Source organism: Protofrankia sp. BMG5.30 (assembly GCF_001983005.1).
Classification (GTDB): Bacteria; Actinomycetota; Actinomycetes; order Frankiales; family Frankiaceae; genus Protofrankia; species Protofrankia coriariae.
This window is the reverse complement of the sequence record NZ_MOME01000008.1, coordinates 30,920-47,809: the sequence shown is the minus strand read 5'-3', so window position 1 is coordinate 47,809 and position 16,890 is coordinate 30,920. Positions and strand designations below refer to the sequence as shown.

12 protein-coding genes are annotated in these 16,890 nt (G+C 73.2%); 10 read left to right on the top strand and 2 right to left on the bottom strand.

The features are described from left to right. Positions 1-403 precede the first annotated feature (403 nt). The 3 genes from BL254_RS03795 (at position 404) to BL254_RS03785 (ending at position 3,603) form a co-directional block, all read left to right on the top strand. Positions 404-1,423, top strand: a complete 1,020-nt coding sequence (locus tag BL254_RS03795) for a hypothetical protein (protein ID WP_047224433.1) — start codon at positions 404-406, stop codon at positions 1,421-1,423. Between the two features lie 104 nt (positions 1,424-1,527). After that, positions 1,528-2,751 (top strand): nicotinate-nucleotide--dimethylbenzimidazole phosphoribosyltransferase, encoded by a 1,224-nt coding sequence (locus tag BL254_RS03790; RefSeq protein ID WP_047224457.1) that lies wholly within the window; start codon positions 1,528-1,530, stop codon positions 2,749-2,751. 12 nt (positions 2,752-2,763) lie between these two features. Beyond that, positions 2,764-3,603 (top strand): adenosylcobinamide-GDP ribazoletransferase, encoded by an 840-nt coding sequence (locus BL254_RS03785; protein WP_047224432.1) that lies wholly within the window; start codon positions 2,764-2,766, stop codon positions 3,601-3,603. A 120-nt stretch (positions 3,604-3,723) separates the two neighbouring features. Here the strand turns inward: BL254_RS03785 and gcvT are convergent, their stop codons facing one another. Further along, on the bottom strand, positions 3,724-4,869 hold the full coding sequence (gene gcvT, locus BL254_RS03780) for a glycine cleavage system aminomethyltransferase GcvT (RefSeq protein ID WP_047224431.1): 1,146 nt from the start codon (positions 4,867-4,869) through the stop codon (positions 3,724-3,726). A gap of 752 nt (positions 4,870-5,621) precedes the next feature. Here gcvT and BL254_RS03775 point away from each other — a divergent pair. From BL254_RS03775 to BL254_RS03760, 4 genes are all read left to right on the top strand, one after another. Next, a complete protein-coding gene (locus tag BL254_RS03775; RefSeq protein WP_076842534.1) occupies positions 5,622-7,238 on the top strand; it encodes a leucyl aminopeptidase in 1,617 nt (538 codons plus the stop codon). A gap of 153 nt (positions 7,239-7,391) precedes the next feature. Then, entirely contained in the window at positions 7,392-8,774 is a 1,383-nt protein-coding gene (gene lpdA, locus BL254_RS03770) for a dihydrolipoyl dehydrogenase (RefSeq protein ID WP_047224429.1), read from the top strand. Between the two features lie 313 nt (positions 8,775-9,087). After that, on the top strand, positions 9,088-10,554 hold the full coding sequence (gene sucB, locus BL254_RS03765) for a 2-oxoglutarate dehydrogenase, E2 component, dihydrolipoamide succinyltransferase (protein WP_076842533.1): 1,467 nt from the start codon (positions 9,088-9,090) through the stop codon (positions 10,552-10,554). Positions 10,555-10,700: 146 nt separating this feature from the next. After that, the gene (locus BL254_RS03760) at positions 10,701-11,615 is read left to right on the top strand and encodes a TIGR01777 family oxidoreductase (RefSeq protein ID WP_076842532.1); all 915 of its coding nucleotides are present in this window, start codon (positions 10,701-10,703) and stop codon (positions 11,613-11,615) included. Between the two features lie 284 nt (positions 11,616-11,899). On the opposite strand, the gene BL254_RS03755 is transcribed toward BL254_RS03760, so the two are convergent. After that, positions 11,900-13,690 (bottom strand): protein kinase, encoded by a 1,791-nt coding sequence (locus BL254_RS03755; protein ID WP_083730815.1) that lies wholly within the window; start codon positions 13,688-13,690, stop codon positions 11,900-11,902. A 352-nt stretch (positions 13,691-14,042) separates the two neighbouring features. Here BL254_RS03755 and BL254_RS03745 point away from each other — a divergent pair, with 352 nt between their 5' ends. From BL254_RS03745 to lipA, 3 genes are all read left to right on the top strand, one after another. After that, on the top strand, positions 14,043-14,870 hold the full coding sequence (locus tag BL254_RS03745; RefSeq protein ID WP_047224722.1) for a peptidase E: 828 nt from the start codon (positions 14,043-14,045) through the stop codon (positions 14,868-14,870). 62 nt (positions 14,871-14,932) lie between these two features. After that, positions 14,933-15,646, top strand: coding sequence for a lipoyl(octanoyl) transferase LipB (gene lipB / locus BL254_RS03740; RefSeq protein WP_047224721.1), 714 nt, complete (start codon positions 14,933-14,935; stop codon positions 15,644-15,646). Between the two features lie 89 nt (positions 15,647-15,735). Beyond that, on the top strand, positions 15,736-16,815 hold the full coding sequence (gene lipA / locus BL254_RS03735; protein WP_371389992.1) for a lipoyl synthase: 1,080 nt from the start codon (positions 15,736-15,738) through the stop codon (positions 16,813-16,815). Positions 16,816-16,890 lie beyond the last annotated feature (75 nt).

The window sequence follows — 16,890 nt, the reverse complement described above, 5'->3', positions numbered from 1 at the left end:
GGCGGGGACGGCGCGGCGGGGGCGCTGGGGATGGGGTGGGTCGGAGGGCGTTACAGCGAGGAGCCGATAATTCGTTAGCGGCGGCGACCTCCGGCACCTGACCCGCGACCGAGCCGACATGATCACAGCCTGTCACGGTCATGTTTTCGCGCGTCATGCGACAGCCGGGCCCCCGGAAGGGCGGAACGGGAGCCCGGAAGCGCGACAGGAGACCCGGGAACGCGCGAGGGAACCCGGGAGCACACCGGAAACTCGGGCCGCGTCGGCGGCCCCCACTGACATGACGGGGAGTGAGAGGCATCGGCACGGCCGGGATGTTGACACAACCGGGCCATCGACATGATCCCGACAACGTCGGAGACTGGGGCTGTCAGGCGGACATCGCGAACATCTGGAGTCGCGTATGGGCGTCGATCGGCGCAGGCTCGGGGTGGTCGCCGGGCTCGTCGCGGCGGGACAGCTGGTGAGCGCCTTCCCCGGGCGCGCCCGGGTCGCGCAGGACCTGACCGGGCTTACCACCGCCATGCGGGCGTTGGTCGGCGGCTACGGKTCCACCGCCCCGGCGCAGACGGCCCTGCAGGCGTGGAACCTGGGCCGCCACATCGCCGCGTCCCAGGCGGGGGCGGTCCGTACCAGGCACGACTGGCAGGCTCTGCACTCCCGCACCCTCGTGCTGGAGGGCAACGCGCTCATCGACGCCGGTGACATCTGCTCCGGGCTGCGCGCGCTGACCCAGGCCGAGTCGGTCGCCGCGAGTATCGGGGACTGGCCGACGATCGCGCACGCCCACGCCGTGCGGGCGATGGCCGCGCGGGGGCTGCAACGCTGGCGGAGCGCGTTGGCGCTCGCCGTGGAGGGGCAGCGGTACGCGGGCAACACCCCCGTCGCCGTGATGCTGGCGGTCGCCGAGGCCGGCGCGCGGGCGCGCCTCGGCGACGCCCTCGGTACCGTCGCCACGATCGGCCGGGCGCAGGAGCTGATGAGCCGGCTACCCGCCGAGAAACACGGTGCCCCCGCCTACTCCCTCGACAGCTACCATCCGGCGCTGTTCGTGACGATGGCCGCCAGCGCCCTCGTCCTGGCCGGGCAGGTCTACGCGGCCGCGCCGTTCCTGGCCGAGGCCCGTGAGCGGGTCGGTGGCGTGGACGGCACCGAGGGCCGGGACCAGGGTGTCGGCTGCCTGGCTCCGCTGGTGCACGTCATCTGCGCGGACGCGGCGCTGCGCCGGGAGCGGCCGGACGTCGATGAGGCCGAGCATCATGTCACCGGCGCGGTGGCCGCCTCGTCCGGCCGGCCGGCGGCCTGGATGAGCAGCGAGGTGGCCCAGCTCGCCGACGGGGCCGCCCGGCACGGCGCCGACTGGTCCGACCTGGTCGCGTTGACCTCGGCCTGGGGCGGTTCCTCGGACGGGGTCCCGGCCTGACGAAATCTGTCGGATATCCGTTGGGACACAGGCATCCGGCGGCGTCCGGTGGCACATCGGGTAATAAAGACGCTGTGCGGATCCCAGCGCTCGACGCCGACGCGATGGCTGCCGCCCGGCAGCGGCAGGCAATGCTGACCAAGCCTCCGGGCGCTCTCGGGCGTCTGGAGGAGATCTCGGTCTGGCTCGCCGGAGTGCAGGGGGTCTGCCCGCCCAGGCCCTTCCGGCGCATCCGGGCTGTGATCATCGCCGGCGATCACGGCATCGCGCGGACGGGTGTCTCGGCCTTCCCACCGGAGGTCACCGCGCAGATGGTGGCGAACTTCGCCGCCGGCGGCGCCGCGGTGAACGTGCTGGCCCGCACGGTCGGCGCGTCCGTGCGGGTCGTGGACGTCAGCGTGGACAGCGACGAGCCGGTGCCGCCCCCGGCCGGCGCAGCGGGCGATACGGCAGCAGCAGGCGATACGGCAGCAGCGGGTACGGAGCCAGCAGCGGGCACGAGCGCGCCGGCGGCCGGCGGCGTGGACGCGGTCAACGTCACCAGCCGCTACCGGGTCCGGCGCGGCAGCGGGCGCATCGACGTCGAGGACGCCCTCACCGCCGAGGAGGCCGCCCGCGCGTTCGACATCGGCCGGACGATCGTCGACGAGGAGGTCGACGCCGGCGCCGACCTGCTGGTCCCCGGCGAGATGGGCATCGGGAACACCACTCCGTCCGCGGCGATCGTCGCCACCCTGCTCGACCGGGAACCGATCGAGACCGTCGGCCGCGGCACCGGCATCGACGACACCCGGTGGATGCTCAAGACCGCGGCGATCCGGGACGCGATGCGCCGCGGCCGGCCGTACGCCGCCGATCCGCTCGCCCTGCTGCGGGTGATCGGCGGCGCCGACCTCGCCGCGCTGGCCGGCCTGCTGGTGCAGGCCGCCGTCCGCCGCACCCCGGTGGTGCTCGACGGGGTCGTGGTCTGCGCCGCGGCGCTGGCCGCCGAGGCGTACGCGCCCGGGTCGAAGACCTGGTGGATCGCGGGCACCCGGTCGACCGAGCCGGCGCAGAAGCTCACGCTGACGTCGCTGGGCTTTGATCCCCTGCTGGACCTCGGCCTGCGCCTCGGCGAGGGCACCGGCGCGCTGCTCGCTGTCCACCTGCTGGTGGCCGCCCAGGCGACACTCGCCGAGATGGCCACGTTCGACCAGGCCGGGGTCAGTGACAAGACCGCCGGGGCAGCTCCCACCGGCCCGCCCCCCAGCGACGCTGCCCTCAGCGGGCCAGCGTCCAACGGCACCGCAGCCGTCCCGAGCGACACGCCCGGGACGGCGGGCGCCTGACGCGGGCGGCCAATGCTCGCCACGCGGACGGTCTTCTCCCTGCTTTCGCTACTGCCCGTCCGGGGACGGGTCGCGCTCGACCGGCCCACCATGGGCCGGGCCATGGCGCTCGCGCCGCTGGTCGGCCTCGTCCTGGGGGGTATCGCCGCCGTCGTCACGGCCGGCTTCCAACTTCTCACGAAGGTGCCCGCGGCGACGCCGGAAGCCCCGGCCGGGCACCTGCTCCCGGCCGCCATCGGGATCGCCGCCCTGGCGCTGCTCACCCGCGGCCTGCACCTGGACGGGCTCGCCGACGTCGCCGACGGCATCGGCGCCGGCCGGGAGCGGGCGCTGGCGGCCATGCGGGACTCGCGGCTGGGCGCGTTCGGCGCGCTGGCGCTGATCTTCGCCGTCCTGGTCCAGGTCGCGGCGCTGTCGCTGGCGATCGGGGAGCACCGGGGCAGCCTGTCGATCCTGGTCGCGGCGATGACCGGACGGCTGGCGGCCACCCTGGCCTGTACCGGCGGCATCCCCGCGGCGCACCCGAACGGGCTCGGCGCCCTCGTCGCCGGTTCCGTGCGGCCGCGACAGGCCGTCTGCTCCGTGCTCGCCGTGCTCACGGTCGCAGCCGGCGCCGGGCTGCTGGGCGTCGACGGCCTGCTCGACGTGGACGTCGACGGTGGTGGCGGCAGCCCCGGCCAGGCCGCGCGCGCGGTGGCCGCGGTGGCCGTGGGCACCGCGGCGGGCTGGCTGCTGCGGCGCTACCTGGTCGGCTATCTCGGCGGCATCACCGGGGACGTGCTCGGCGCCCTCGTCGAGATCACGGCGACTGTCACCCTGGTGTTCATGGCCCTGGGCGTCCCTACGATCTGAGGCACCGCCCCGGCATCATCCAGCCGGTGGTCCAGCGGTATCTCATTCGGCGGTGGTAGTAGGAACACCAGGCCACAGCACCGCTCCAGGGCACTTCAGCCCTCACTTCGGGTTCAGCCCTCACTTCGGGGAGGAGTCGACGAACGGTGGCCGCAGCACGGTCATCGCCGACGGCCGGCCCCGCACGTCCACCCGGACGGTGTCCCCTTCGGCGACGCCGCGGTCGAGCAGGGCGAGGCCGATACCGGTCCGCAACGTCGGCGAGAACGTCCCGCTGGTGACCTCGCCCACCCGCCCGCCGGCCAGGTCGTACACGGCCATGTGCGGCCGTGGGATGCCCCGGTCTGTCGAACGCAGCCCCCACAGCAGCCGCGCCGGGCCCGCGCTCCGCTCCGCCAGCAGCGCGTCCCGGCCCCAGAACCGCGGCTTGTTCCAGCCCACCGCCCAGCCGGCCCGCGCCTGCACCGGGGTGATCGACGGCGAGAGGTCCTGGCCGTGCAGCGGGTAGCCCATCTCGGTCCGCAGGGTGTCGCGGGCGCCGAGACCGCACGGCCGCGCCCCCACGGACGCCCCGGCCGCCAGCAGCGCGTCCCACACCGCCGGGGTGTCCGCCCAGCGCGTCACGAGCTCGAATCCGCGTTCACCGGTGTAGCCCGAACGGCACACGACGATCTCCCCGTGGGTGCCGTCGCCACCACCACCGCCCGCGCTGTCAGGGCCAGCGCCCTTCCAGCCGGCCGACGTGAAGCTCATGTAGGCACCGTCGACCGGCAGGCCGAGCGCGGACACCAGCTCCGGCGCGGCCGGACCCTGGACCGCGATCACGCCGAAGGCCGTGTGCAGGTTCTCGACGGCAACCTCCGGTGGGGACGCCGCCGCGAGCCGGCGGACGACCTCGGCGGTGTTGGCCGCGTTGGGGATCAGGAAGACCTCCGACGCGGAGTACAGGTAGGCGATCAGGTCGTCCACCACCCCGCCGGTCTCCGGATCGCAGCACAGCGTGTACTGGGCCTGCCCCGGGCCGATCCGGGACAGGTCGTTGGTGAGGGCGGAGTCGACGAGGTCCGCGGCGCCGGGGCCGCGCACGCGCGCCTTGCCGAGATGACTGACATCGAAGATCCCGACCGCGGACCGGACCGCCGCGTGTTCCTTGAGCACACCTCCGCCGGGATACTCGATCGGCATCTCCCATCCGCCGAAGTCGGCCAGCTTGGCGCCGAGCGCCACATGCCGGTCGTGCAACGGAGACTGCAACAGCTCACCCATGCCTCGGCAGGCTAGCCCCATGGAGCGGCTCTCGAGCCGCTCCATGGGGACCCCGAGCTCGAGAGCGGGCCACCACGCAGGGGTTTCCAGATCTTCCACCGAAGATCCGGAAACGAACAACACCCCCACCCACGAGCCGCTCCATGGGGACCCCGAGCTCGAGAGCGGGCCACCACGCAGGGGTTTCCAGATCTTCCACCGAAGATCTGAGCGTGCACCCGGCCCGTCGAGACGCCCCGCCCGGGAACACCCCAACCGCCTCGGGACACCTCCTTCGAGCGTTTTTGGATACTCATGACACAGGCCCGTCCTACAGGTTTTTGGAGGCATCCGCACTCAGGCCGCCAACAGATCATCGATCATCGATGGGCGGATGTGGGGCGAGGATGTGGAAGATGTGAACGCGGCGCTGCTCCAACAGCGGTGGATTCACGTCCTTCGCGCTCCTCAGGGTGGCCGGGGCGGTTTGCGGGACTCGGCGTGGTCGGCGGGTGACGCGCGGTCGGGATGCGGATACGGGGCGGGGAACGGCCTCTCGGGGGAACGGCCTCTCCGGGGAAAGGCTGCGGTGATGCTCCGGAGGCGGTTGCGGGAGTGGCTCCCGGGACGGTTCCGGCGTCGGCCGGTCGGTTCCTGGGGCTCGGCTCCCGGGGCTGGGGCTGGCCGGCACCACGGGCGGGGACGGGCGCTGTGGGACGGCGTGGGGGACCCGGCTCTGCATCGTCTCGTGGTGTGTTCCGTAGTCTCTCGACATGACCGTGACTGCCGTGACAACTTCATCCGTACTGGATCTTGACGCTGACGTACTGGTGATCGGTGTCGCGACGGGCAAGGACGGTCCCATCCCACTCGGCGGCACCGAGGAACTGGACACGGCACTCGGCGGCCGGCTCGCGACGGTTCTCGCTGACCTGGGGGCCACTGGCAAGGCCGGCGACCTGGTCCGTTTCGCGACTTTGGGAACCCTGCGCATCCCGACGGTGCTCGCGGTCGGCGTCGGCGCGCCGCCGTCACAGCTGCCGGCGACGGGCCCGTCACCAGCAGGAACATCGGCGGCGGGCGCGGACGCGGCGGCGGCCGACGGCGGCATCGACCACGAGACGCTGCGCCGCGCGGCCGGGGCGGCCGTGCGCGCGCTCGCCGGCACCACCCGGGTGGCCACCACCCTCGCTCTCGTCGCCGGCAGCCCCGGGCCGGCGCGGCTGCGTGCCGTCGCGGAGGGATCGCTGCTCGGCGCCTACGCCTTCCGGGAGTTCCGGACCACGTCCGCGGACGACCACCGCCCACCTGTGAGCGAAATCACATTCGTGGTGGACAGCGCGTCCCGGGCCGCCGCCGACGACGCGGTGCGTCGGGCCGGTGTCGTGGCGGACTCCGTGGCCCTCGTCCGCGACCTCGTCAACACCCCGCCCGGGCATCTGCCGCCGGCAGCGTTCGCCGAGATCGCGGCCCGGCGCGCGGGCGAGGTGGGCGTCACCGTCGACGTGCTCGACGAGCAGGCGCTGGCCGACGGCGAGTTCGGCGGCATCCTCGGAGTGGGCCAGGGCTCGGCGAACACACCCCGCCTCGTCCGCCTGGAGTGGCGCCCGGCCGGTTCGCCGGCCACCGGGGGGCCCGCGCTCACCCTCGTCGGCAAGGGCATCACGTTCGACTCGGGCGGCCTGTCGCTGAAGCCCCCGACCGCGATGGAGTGGATGAAGGCCGACATGGCGGGGGCCGCATCGGTGCTCGCGACGCTCGTCGCGGCGGCCCGGCTGAACCTGCCGGTCCACCTCGCCGGCTGGCTGCCGCTGGCGGAGAACATGCCCTCGGGCGGGGCGATCCGGCCGGGCGACGTCCTGGCCCTGCGCGGCGGCACCCGGGTGGAGGTGCTCAACACCGACGCCGAGGGACGCCTGGTTCTCGGCGACGCCCTCGCCCGCGCCGCCGAGGACTCCCCCGCCCTGATCGTGGACGTCGCCACCCTCACCGGTGCGCAGATCGTCGCCCTGGGGCAGCGCACCGCCGGGGTGATGGGCCGCGGCGGCGCGGTCGACCAGGTCGTCGACGCCGCCCGTGACAGCGGCGAGGCGGTGTGGCCGATGCCGCTGCCGCCGGAGCTGCGCAAGGTGCTCGACTCGACCGTCGCCGACCTGGCCAACGTCGCCGGTGGCGGCGGCCGGGATGGCGGCATGCTCGTCGGCGCCCACTTCCTGAGCACCTTCGTGCCCGAGGACATCCCCTGGGCGCACATCGACATCGCCGGGCCGTCCTGGAACGGCGGCGAACCGTACGGGCACACCCCCAGGGGCGGCACCGGGGCGATCGTCCGGACCCTGCTCCAACTTGCCGAGAACGTTGCCGGCAACCAGCGGCCGGAGGTCCGCTGAACCAACTACCAGCGGGTAACGGGTACCGCACGGAAGTGGTCCGGTGAAATACCGGCGTCATGCACCACAGTCGCAGCGGACCTCCGACGCCGCACTGACGTGACATGAAAGACTGAACGCATCCCAACCAGTCAACGAGAAGGGACACCTGGCGTGGTGGACTCTGCGGCGGGTCCCGTCGACCTGGTCATCCTCGGCGGCGGCAGCGGCGGTTACGCGACGGCTCTGCGTGCCGCAGAGCTCGGCCTGACCGTTTCTCTGATCGAGAAGGACAAGCTGGGGGGAACGTGCCTGCATCGCGGGTGCATTCCGACCAAGGCGCTGCTGCACGCGGCGGAGATCGCGGACAATATTCACGAAAGCGGTAACTTCGGGATTCTGTCGACCCTCGAGGGAATCGACATCGCGAAGGTCAACTCCTACAAGGACTCGGTGGTCAGCAAGCTTTACCGGGGGCTGACCGGCCTGGTGAACACCCGTGGCATCGAACTCGTCGAGGGCTACGGGCGGCTGGTGTCACCGACATCTGTTGCCGTAGGCGACAGGATCATTACTGGTCGTCACGTCGTGCTGGCGACCGGGTCGCAGTCGAAGTCGTTGCCGGGCCTGGAGGTCGACCACCACCAGGTGATCACCAGCGACGACGCCCTCCGGCTCGACCGGGTGCCGGCATCCGCCGTGGTGCTCGGCGCCGGCGCGATCGGCTGCGAGTTCGCCTCGGTGTGGCGCTCCTTCGGCGCCGAGGTGACCATCGTCGAGGCCCTGCCCCACCTGGTGCCGCTGGAGGAGGAGTCCAGCTCCAAGCTGCTGGAGCGGGCCTTCCGTCGGCGCGGCATCAAACAGCACCTCGGCGCCCGGTTCGCCGGTGTGAAGACCACCGACGAGGGCGTCACGGTGACCCTCGAGGACGGCACGACCATCGAGGCCGAGCTGCTGCTGGTGGCGGTCGGGCGCGGGCCGGTGTCGGAGGGGCTGGGCTACGAGGAGGTCGGCATCGCGACGGACCGCGGGTACGTCCTCGTCGACCACCAGCTGCGCACCAACGTGCCGACCGTCTCCGCCATCGGCGACCTGCGCCCCGGCCTCCAGCTCGCCCATGTCGGCTTCGCCGAGGGGATCTTCCTCGCCGAGAGCCTGGCCGGGCTGAACCCGCCGCCGATCAACTACGACAACATCCCGCGGGTCACCTACTCACACCCCGAGGTGGCCTCGGTCGGGCTGACCTCGGCCGCGGCGGCGCAGCGCTACGGGGACGTCGTCACCCAGACCTACGACCTGGCGGGCAACGGCAAGGCGCAGATCCTGCAGACCGCGGGCGCGGTGACGCTCGTGGCCGTGCCCGACGGCCCGGTGGTGGGCGTCCACATCGTCGGCGACCGGGTCGGCGAGCTGATCGCCGAAGCCCAGCTGATCACCAGCTGGGAGGCGCTGCCCGCCGAGGTGGCCCAGCTCATCCACCCGCACCCGACGTTGTCCGAGTCCATCGGTGAGGCGCACCTGGCGCTGGCCGGCAAGCCGCTGCACTCCCACAACTGACAGTCACCACTGACAGCCAACGCCCATACCTGACAGGTAACACAGTCAACCGATCGATCGGGGGCCACGGATGCGCGACGCCGGCCACCGCCGCACACCCCCCGCCCCAGCAGCAGTCACCAGGGCCCGCGGGTACACGACACGCACCATGATCGTGTACCCGCTCGCCCACCAGCCATCAGGGCCTGCGGTGACGCGGCGGCAGGTGCCCGCCGTGTCACCGCGGGCCCTCCGAGTTGCCCAGCACCCATCGCGTTCGTAGCCGTTGCCCGTCGTCCACGGTCGGTCGGACGCCGCAAAGGAGCCCTACCCCATGTCTGTGTCCGTCACGATGCCCCGTCTGGGTGAGAGCGTGTCCGAGGGCACCGTCACCCGCTGGCTGAAGAAGGAAGGCGAGCGCGTCGAGGCCGACGAGCCGCTCCTCGAGGTCAGCACGGACAAGGTCGACACCGAGATCCCCGCACCCGCGTCCGGCGTGATCAGCGCTATCCGGGTGGCCGAGGACGAAACGGTCGAGGTCGGCGTCGAACTCGCCGTCATCGACGAAGGCGGCACGGCGGCGCAGGCCGCTCCGGCCGCCGCCGCCGCACCCGCACCTGCGCCGGCGGCCCCGCCGCCTCCGCCGCCCGCGCCCGCGCCGGTGGCCGCGGCCCCGCCGCCCGCGCCCGCTCCGCCGCCGCCTCCGCCCGCGCCGCCGGCTCCGGCTCCGGTCGCGCCGCCGGTGCCCGCCGCGGCCCAGGCTCCCCCGCCGGCCGTTCCGGCCCAGGAGCTCACACCGTCGGCACCGGCCACCGCCTCCCCGGCCAACGGCAGCGGCTCCCTCGGGGCCTATGTCACCCCGCTGGTCCGGCGGCTCGCCGCCGAGCACGACGTGGACCTCGCCGCGGTGACGGGCACCGGTGTCGGCGGCCGCATCCGCAAGCAGGACGTCATCGACGCGGCACGCACCCCGGCCAGCCCGGCCGCCGCGGCCCCGGCCGCTCCCGCTGCCTCGCCGGTGGCGGTGCCCGCTGCGACACCGGCTGCGCCTGCCGCGCCCGCGGCGGCACCGGTCTCGCTGCGTGGCCGCACCGAGAAGCTGTCGCGGCTACGTTCGGTGATCGCGCAGCGGATGGTCGAGTCCCTCCAGGTCAGCGCGCAGCTCACCACCGTCGTCGAGGCCGACGTCACCCGTATCGCCCGGCTGCGCGACCGCGCGAAGAAGGCGTTCGAGGCGCGGGAGGGCGTCAAGCTGTCGTTCCTGCCGTTCTTCGCGGTCGCGACCTGCGAGGCGCTGCGCGAGCACCCCAACGTCAACGCCAGCGTGGACATCGAACAGGGCACGATCACCTACTACGACGCCGAGCATCTGGGCATCGCCGTGGACACCGACCGGGGGCTGCTCGTCCCGGTCATCCACCACGCCGGTGACCTCAACCTCACCGGGATGGCGCGCAAGATCGACGATCTGGCGACCCGGACGCGGGAGAACCGGGTCACCCCGGACGAGCTCGGCGGCGGCACCTTCACCCTGACCAACACCGGCAGCCGCGGCGCCCTGTTCGACACGCCGATCATCAACCAGCCGCAGGTCGGGATCCTCGGGACCGGCGCGGTGGTCAAGCGGCCCACGGTCGTCGACGACCCCGAGCTCGGCGAGATCATCGCGGTGCGTTCGACCGTGTACCTCGCGCTCACCTACGACCACCGGATCGTCGATGGCGCCGACGCGGCCCGTTTCCTCACCACCCTGCGCAGGCGCCTGGAGGAAGGCTCCTTCGAGGCCGAACTCGGCCTGTGACCATCCGATGACCAGATGATCCACAGCCGGGGCCGGGAGCCGGTACGTGACCGGCGTGTACCCGACCCCCGGTTGATGATCATGTTTGACGGCCGTGGCTGGCGGGCCGGCTCGCCCGCCAGCCATCCAGGGGTGAGGATCAGCCCGTGGACGTCGTTGTCTCCGGCGCATCCGGCCTGATCGGGTCGGCGCTCGTCCCGGCCCTGCGGGCCGACGGGCACACCGTGCGCGCCCTGGTCCGGCGGCCCGTGCGGGACGGCTCGGAGATCCGCTGGGATCCGGCCCGCGGCACGCTCGAGCCGGCCGCCCTGGCCGGGGCCGACGCGGTCGTCCACCTGGCTGGCGCCGGGGTCGGCGACCACCGTTGGACCACCCGTTACAGGCGGCGGATCCGCGACAGCCGGATGTCCGGGACGACCCTGCTGGCCACCGCGGTGGCCGCCACCCACCCGCGGCCGCGGGTGCTGCTGTCCGCGAGCGCGACCGGTTGGTACGGCGACACCGGGGACCGTCCGGTCGACGAGTCCGAGCCCCGTGGGAGCGGTTTCCTCGCCGAGCTGGTGGCCGACTGGGAAGCAGCCACCGCCGCCGCCGAGGAGGCCGGTGTGCGCGTGTGCCACCTGCGTTCGGGGGTCGTCCTCTCGGCGCGCGGCGGCGCGCTGGCCCGGCAGCTCCCGTTGTTTCGGCGCGGGCTCGGTGGCCGGCTGGGCTCGGGCCGGCAGTGGCTGAGCTGGATCACCCTGGCGGACGAGACAGCGGCGATCATCTTTCTGCTGGCCGCGGACGGCCTGCGCGGCCCGGTGAACCTGACCAGTCCGGCGCCGGTCACCAACATCGCCTTCGCCCAGGCTCTCGGCGCGGCGGTGGGCCGGCGGGCGATCCTGCCGGTACCGGCCGCGGCGCTGCGGATCGCCCTCGGCGGTATCGCCGACGACGGCGTGCTCGTCTCCCAGCGCGTCCTGCCRCACCGGCTCCTTGACGCCGGCTTCACCTTCTCCCACCCCGACATCGACACCGCCCTACGCGCGGCGACCACCAGCACAACCCCCGCCGCCCCCTGACCGCCCCCGGCCCGTCAGCCCCTTCCATCCCATCCCGATCAGAAAAGTTTTCGATCAGGCGAACGAGCATGAAAACGGCTGCCACAGCGACCGCCTGTTCCCTCATTTTCATGATCTAGAATGATTGGATCATTTTGGCTTCGGGAGGGGGCGCGTGTTAGCCGGCCGGCGTTTCGGACCCGGGCCGTGGGGATCGTCTCGGGGGCCGGGAAATCGCCTGCGACCGGTGGCGGCGGCCCTGGGCCTGGCCCCGCAGCCGCTCGGGCGGCTGTCCGGGGCGGGTCTCAGCCCGCGGTGTCAGCCCACGAGGCAAGGCGCCACCCCTTGTCGGTCTTCACCACGGTGACGTCGGACGGCCGCCAGTCGCGGCCAGGCTGCTGGGCCAGGACAGTGCCAGCGGCGTCGACGTAGCTGTACGGCGGAATCCGGTAGGTGACCCGCAGCACCGCTTTCTCGCTGCCGTTCTCCCGGACGTCAAGATCGGCGATCTCATGTCGCATACCGGACGGCCGACCGCCGCTGGCCACGATCTGCCGCGTCAGGGCGAGATCCCGCGAGTAGATGAGGCTGTCCAGCGCGTCCGCGTCGAGCAGGGCGACCTCGTCGGCCCGCTCGAAGGCGCGGCTGCGGGCGTCGGTCAGGCTCACCAGGACGTCCCGCCACGCCTGCCCGGGGGCGACCTGAGCCGCCGGCCCCACCAGCCCGTTGGAGTGCGCGGTGACCAGCAGACCGCCGACGGGCAGGCAGACGAACACGATGAACGCGGCCACGACCAGCAGGACGCGCCGCCGGCTGCCGAACAGGGCATGCCCACCGACGAGCCCGGCGGACCTGCCGCCCCGGGCAACAGCCGGTCGTCTGCCCGTGCGGGCACTTCCGGGACGCACACCGCCCACCCGCGCTCTCCCGGTGGGCACACCTCCGGTACGGGACGACGCCGCGCGCGCGGTCACCACCTCCGAGCCACCGGCACCCGGGACCGCGGCACCGGGGGCCCCGACGGTCGGGACCACAGCCGTCGAGGCGACACCGACACGGGCGGGCGCGTTACGGGCAGCCCCGGGGGCATCGGCCGCGGCCCGGCGGCTCGGCCGCGCCGACTCGGACGTCCGCGACGTCCGCGACGCCCGCGATGCCCGCGACGCGCGGGGAAAGCGGGCCGGGCGCGGCCCGGCCGACGGCGCCAGTCGGATCCGGCCGGTCGACCCCGGCCCGGAGGTCGCGTCCAGGCTCGGCGGCAGCGCGGGCAACGGAAGCGCCGTGACCACCTCGCCCGCCGGCCCGGCGCTGCCGCCGCCAGCCGCGGGCAGCACCGTCGGCGGCGGTGTCAGCGGCGGCGGGGTCAGCGGCGGCGGCGTCGGTGGGGGCGGTACAGGGGGCGGCGCGGACAACACGTCCTCACGCCACTTCCGGCCCAGCATCCGCACCGGGGCCGGGTTGCAGCTTCGGGCCAGCGCCGCGGCCAACTCCCCCGCCGTCGGCCGGCGGTCAGGGTCGTCGACCAGGGCGGGCGCGACAGCGACGGCGACCGCGGCCGCGGCCGGCCCGGTGGCGTGCGGCATCGCCGCCAGCAGCAGACCAGCAAGATCACCGACGTCCACCGGTGGGGTGGTGGGCGGGCCGCCAAGGCCGGCGACACCCGTCCCCGCCAGCATCGGCCGGCCGTTCGGCTCGAGCAGGACGTCGGCGAGATCGAGCCGGCCGTGCACCACACCCGCGGCATGCGCCGCGGCCAGCGCCTGGGCCAGCGGCAGCCCGACCGTCACCACCTCACCGGGCTCCAGCCGCTCCCGGACGCCGAGCAGCCGGCCCAGGTTGACCGCCCCGTCGACCGGCTCCGACACCACCGCGATCCCCTCGGACGTGGCGATCACGTCGATGACCGGGACGAGGTGTGGGTGGTCGAGTTCGACCAGCAGACGCGCCGACCTCATGGCGGTTTCGCGACCGGCCGTGCCCGGGGGCAGCCTGACCCGCCGAACCGTGCACTCGACCCCGGTGGCCACGACCCGGCCGGCCCACACGTCCCCGGCGCCGGCATCCCGGACCCGGGCGCGCAGCACCACCCCGGGCACGGGAAAATCGGCCGGATTCTCCCGTCCACCCCGGGAACCGGCTGAATCGTACATCGAGGTCACAAAAAGTGACGGTAAGCCGAAAAAGCCATTCTGTGCAGCCCTCCCCGGCAAACTGTGGATAACTCGCGCCGCAAACAGGTCCGCAAACGGGTCAGGGTACGGTGACCGCGGCGTACAGCGGGCATGCCGCATACGGCACGAACACGGTAGAACACGCAGACGGCAGGAACATGCCCGGGCAGACGGAACAGCCAAGCCCGGACACGGACAGTCACGAATGGACGCGGGCGCCGATGAGCACGGGCACGGACGAACACGGCACGGAGGAGCACGGCACGGAGGCCGGACGATGAACATCCTCGCGACCAGCGGCGGCTTCCTGCCGGACGGACGCTGGGGCGCCCGGGTCGGCCCGCTGATCCAGCACGCGCTGCGCCTGGCCGGGCAGCCGACCCGTCCGAAGCTGTGCCTGCTGGCCACCGCCGTCGGCGACGACCCGGCCGCCTACGCGCGCTACTACGCCGCGCTCGCCCGCGACACCCCACAGGTGCGCGCCTCCCACCTCGCGCTGTTCCCGATGCCGAACATCCCCGACGTCCGCACGCACCTGCTGGGCCAGGACGTGATCTGGGTGGGCGGCGGCAGCGTGGCGAACCTGCTCGCCGTGTGGCGCGCGCACGGCCTCGACACGATCATGCGGGAGGCGTGGGAGGCGGGTGTGGTCCTCGCCGGGGTGTCCGCGGGATCGCTGTGCTGGCACGCGGGAGGCACCACCGACTCGTTCGGGCCGGGCCTGCGGGCGGTCACCGACGGCCTCGGCCTGCTGCCGTTCAGCAACACCCCGCACTACGACTCGGAGCCGGGCCGGCGTCCGCTCTACCAGAAGCTGGTCGCGGACGGGACGCTRCCGGACGGCTGGGCCACCGACGACGGGGTCGGCCTGCACTTCCGGGGAACCGAACTGGTGGAGGCCGTCGCCGACCGGCCGGACGTGTACGCCTGGCGGGTCGAGCGAATCCCGGCCGAGCCGGGCCCGCCCGCGGGCGGCGCCGCCGAAGGCGGTATGACCAGCGATGTGACCAGCGATGGTACGGCGGACGGCGGTACGGTTGCCGGCGGTACGACCGGAGGTGTACGGGAAACGCCGGTCACCCCTCGGCTGCTGTCGGAAGTGTGACGCCCGCGGTGTCCTGCCGCGGGCGCTGGGAGGACACCGCAGGTGAGCGTAGCCTCATTTTCATGGAGGTCATGCGCCCAGGCCTGGTGCCCTACGACGAGGCGTGGCGGTTGCAGCGCGCGTTGGCCGACCGGCGGATCGCCGACGAGGCGACCGACACCCTGATCCTCCTGGAACATCCCAGCGTCTACACCGCCGGCCGGCGCACCCAGCCGTGGGAGCGCCCCTTCGACGGCACCCCGGTGGTGGACGTCGACCGCGGCGGCAAGATCACCTGGCACGGCCCGGGGCAGATCGTGGGCTACCCGGTGCTGCGGCTGCCCCGGCCGCTGGACGTGGTCGCCTACGTCCGCGCCCTCGAGGAGGCCCTGATCGCGATCTGCGCGGAGTTCGGGGTGCCGGCTGTCCGGGTCGCCGGGCGCACCGGGGTGTGGACCGCCGACGGGGAGCACAAGCTCGCGGCGATCGGCGTCCGGGTGCGCTACCTGGTCGCCTACCACGGTTTTTCCCTCAACTGCTGTCCGGACCTCGGCGCCTTCACCAGGATCGTCCCGTGCGGCATCTCCGACGCCGGAGTGAGCAGCCTGAGCCGGGAGCTCGGCCGGGCCGTGACCGTCGAGGAGGCCCTGCCCGTCGTGGAACGCCACATGGTCGGGACGCTGACGGCCTTCACCGCTACCTCACCGACCGTGACCGACCTGCCGGCACCGGGCGCGGACGACCTGCCGGCACCCGACAGCGTGCCGCTGGCGCGGGAGCCGGAGCTGGCCCGATGACCACCGACACCACGGTTACCAGCGCCACGCCGACCAGTACCGCGGTTACTGGCACCGCGGTGGCGGCCCCGGCCCCCGAGGGCCGGAAGATGCTGCGGCTGGAGGTCCGTAACGCGGCCACACCGATCGAACGCAAACCGCCGTGGATCCGCACCCGGATGCGGACCGGGCCGCAGTACTCCGACATCAAGGGGCTCGTTCACGACAAGGGCCTGCACACGGTGTGTGAGGAGGCCGGCTGCCCGAACATCTACGAGTGCTGGGAGGACCGGGAGGCGACCTTCCTCATCGGCGGCGAGGTGTGCACCCGCCGGTGCGACTTCTGCCAGATCGACTCGGGACGCCCCGCAGCCTTCGACGCCGACGAGCCGCGCCGGGTCGCCGAATCGGTGCGGACGATGGGCCTGCGCTACGCGACCGTGACCGGGGTGGCCCGCGACGACCTGCCCGACGGCGGGGCGTGGCTGTACGCGCAGACGGTCCGTGAGATCCACACGTCCTGCCCGGGCACCCGCGTCGAACTGCTCATCCCCGACTTCCACGCCCGTCCGGAGCAGCTCGCCGAGGTCTTCGGGGCGGCGCCCGAGGTGCTGGCCCACAACATCGAGACAGTGCCGCGGGTGTTCCGGCGGATCCGGCCCGGGTTCCGCTACGAGCGGTCGCTGGAGGTGCTCCGGCGGGCCCGGGACGCGGGCCTGGTGACCAAGTCCAACCTGATCCTGGGGCTCGGCGAGGAGCCCGCGGAGATCCTGTCGGCCATGGCCGATCTGCTCGCCGCCGGCTGTGAACTGCTGACCATCACCCAGTACCTGCGCCCCAGCCCCCGCCACCATCCGGTGGAGCGCTGGGTGCGTCCCGAGGAGTTCGTCGAGCTGCGCGCGCAGGCCGAGCGGATGGGGTTCGTCGGCGTGCTCGCCGGCCCGCTGGTGCGCTCGTCCTACCGCGCCGGCCGGATGTACCAGCAGGCGATCGAGCGTCGCGGCGACCTGGCCGGAGGCGGGGCCGGGAGCGAGGCCACCGCTTCAACCAGCCCCACGACCAGCCCTTCAACAAGCCCTTCAACCAGCCCCGTGGTCGGCCTCACGGCCGGCTCCACGGCCAGCTGCGCGGACGCGGAAGGTGTCAAGGCRGGCATTCCCACCCCTGGCCACTTTAACTACGCAGAGTAATAACCGCGGTGGTGGGCGCGTCGCGGCGGCACTAGTGTCATCCGACAGTAACCACTGCGCAGCGAGCAGAGCAAG